We start from the raw sequence: 2,293 nt of genomic DNA, 5'->3' as shown, positions 1-2,293 counted from the left end.
GAAGTCCATAGACCAGACGGAATCTGGGCGCGAGACGTGGAGCAAAAGGGCGGCGAGACCGGAGCCTGGAAGGCCACGAAGCTCTACGTAGAGCATAAATCCTCCCAAAGATCGCCAACCGCAAGAGCGGCGTAACGCCACAAGCAATGTCTAAACGCCCACTCAGAGGGCGTTATGAGGCTCGGCGCCCGTCTTGATATCGCGCGGATGAGTGGAATTGAGGTGTTCATGCCGGTTGACGGGATTGGGCCTGCTGGGGTGGTGGGGTGAGTGAACGCAAGCCGTACCCGAGCGACTTGTCCGACGAACGCTGGGCGTTGACCGAGCCCGTGATCACCGCATGGAAGGCCGCGCACCCCTCGGTCACCGGCCACCAGGGCGTATACGAGATGAGGGAGATCATCAACGCGATCCTGTACCAGAACCGCCACGGCTGCCAGTGGGACTTCCTTCCGCACGACCTGCCGCCGAAAGGGGCGGCCTACTACTACTTCGCCGCCTGGCGAGACGACGGCACCGATCAGAAGATCCACGACCTGCTGCGCTGGTACACGCGCGAACAGAAGCGCCGATTAGCCGACCCCAGCCTCGTCGTGCTCGACACGCAGAGCAAGCGCGCAGCCGCCGGGGTGCCCGCGGCCACGACGGGCAAGGATGCGGCGAAGAGGGTGCCGGGCCGCAAGCTGGGGCTGGCCGTTGACGTGCTGGGACTGGTGGTCGCAGTGATGGTGGTCGCCGCCTCGGCCCACGAGAACACGGTCGGAATCCGCCTGCTGGACAAGGTCGCCGAGCAGACCGGCATGGTCACCAAGGCCCTGGTGGACCAGGGCTTCAAGACCGCGGTCGTCGAGCACGGAGCCCAACTGGGCATCGACGTCGAGATCGTCGAGCGCAACCCGGCCGACAAAGGCTTCACCCCGCAGGTCAAGCGGTGGATCGTGGAACGCGCCTACGGGATCTTGATGATGTACCGGCGCCTGGTACGCGAGTACGACCACCGCCCCCAGAGTGCGGAGTCCCGCGTGTACTGGGCGATGACCGACGTGATGACGCGCCGGCTGACCGGCACCACCACCCTGACCTGGCGGGGCGCATGAGCACCGACTCCGTGAAGCCGCTCCTGGAGGGGATCGACGAACGCGAGCAGGCCATGGCCGACCAGGCCGAACTGGTCCGGGCGCAGATCAACGAGCTCACCACACGGCTCGGTGAACTCGACGAGCACCTCGAACACCTACGGATCACCCACAAGACGATCCTCGCCCTTCGCTGACGAATCCGACACCGGGCAGACCAGGGGCAGTTCACCGGTCCCCGAGCTGCCGGAACACCCCGCCTACCAGCAGATCATGACCGCCTTCGCCGACAGCGACGACCCGCTGCGAGCCCGCGACCTGTGCCTCGCCCTCGACCTGCCGATCTTGCCAAAGCACACCGAGGGCATCCGCTCCAAGCTCAAACGCCTGGTCAGCCGCGGCATCCTCACGGAGATCGAGCCCGGCCTGTTCAGCCAGCCCCGTCCATATCCCGACACCGAACGCCCGGAACTACTGCGCCGGGGTGCTGCGCGAGTAGCGGCGGCGCAGTGCGCGCAGCTGGGCTAGCTGCGCCTCGAAGAGCTGCGTGCCGTCGGCGCCGAAGTACGGCACCGGCAGCCAGACGATGGCGCCGCTGCGCAGCTTGGTCACGACACGGAGGTTGGGGCGGGTGTGGAGGCGAGGGTCGCCGGGCAGTACCCGTAGGTCCTCGAAGCGGAGGATCTCGTCCCATGCCAGCCGGCGCCACCGCAGCACCGTGCGGAACCGCAGCCCGTCCGGGCCTGCCTCCACACGGCGCCTGAGCACCCCGAGAGCGTACGCCACGGTCATCACGCCGACGGTCGCGGAGAGGATCCCCCACTTGTCGGACTGCGGAACACCGAGGCCGGCCGCGCCCCCTGCCACAATCGCGACCAGCGCGCACAACGCGGTCACCAAGCGAGCGGACTTTCCTCCGGAGCGGAGGCACAGGTCACCATTGCCAGCCATCCTTGTGATCCTGCCACCCGCTTGCCGCCGCACGTAGGACGCCGATCACACCTGGCCGCGCTGCCCGCCGGGCGGCTCACGAGCCCGTCCGAGGGCGTCCGCTCCAAGCTCAAGCGCCTCGTCAGCCGGACGTGCAGGCCAGCGGACGAACCACCGACCGCCGGGCTCCCTCGCTGGTGCTGGCCTCGGTGGTGCTGTATCCGGCGCTGAGCGTCAATCTGAACGAGCGCCGCGACGCCGAGTTGGTGTCGGCCGCGAACCAAGCG

General features: G+C 67.6%; 4 protein-coding genes. 3 read left to right on the top strand and 1 reads right to left on the bottom strand.

Going from position 1 to position 2,293, the window contains the following annotated elements; genetic code table 11:
• The first annotated feature begins 266 nt into the window (after positions 1-266).
• From ACFYXB_RS45820 to ACFYXB_RS45810, 3 genes are all read left to right on the top strand, one after another.
• Positions 267-1,097, top strand: coding sequence for an IS5 family transposase (locus ACFYXB_RS45820; RefSeq protein WP_389591440.1), 831 nt, complete (start codon positions 267-269; stop codon positions 1,095-1,097).
• Complete coding sequence (locus ACFYXB_RS45815; RefSeq protein WP_389591439.1) at positions 1,094-1,273, top strand: hypothetical protein; 180 nt, start codon at positions 1,094-1,096, stop codon at positions 1,271-1,273. The genes ACFYXB_RS45820 and ACFYXB_RS45815 overlap by 4 nt, the downstream gene beginning before the upstream one ends.
• A 76-nt stretch (positions 1,274-1,349) precedes the next feature.
• On the top strand, positions 1,350-1,604 hold the full coding sequence (locus tag ACFYXB_RS45810; protein ID WP_389591438.1) for a hypothetical protein: 255 nt from the start codon (positions 1,350-1,352) through the stop codon (positions 1,602-1,604).
• Here the strand turns inward: ACFYXB_RS45810 and ACFYXB_RS45805 are convergent.
• Positions 1,548-2,027: a hypothetical protein gene (locus ACFYXB_RS45805; protein ID WP_389591436.1), complete on the bottom strand. Its 480-nt coding sequence runs from the start codon at positions 2,025-2,027 to the stop codon at positions 1,548-1,550. The genes ACFYXB_RS45810 and ACFYXB_RS45805 overlap by 57 nt on opposite strands.
• Positions 2,028-2,293: the final 266 nt, after the last annotated feature.

The sequence above is a fragment of the Streptomyces sp. NPDC002619 genome, from assembly GCF_042889305.1.
Lineage (GTDB): Bacteria > Actinomycetota > Actinomycetes > Streptomycetales > Streptomycetaceae > Streptomyces.
Note: the sequence above shows the minus strand (reverse complement) of the source record. Positions and strands in the feature narration are given on the sequence as shown.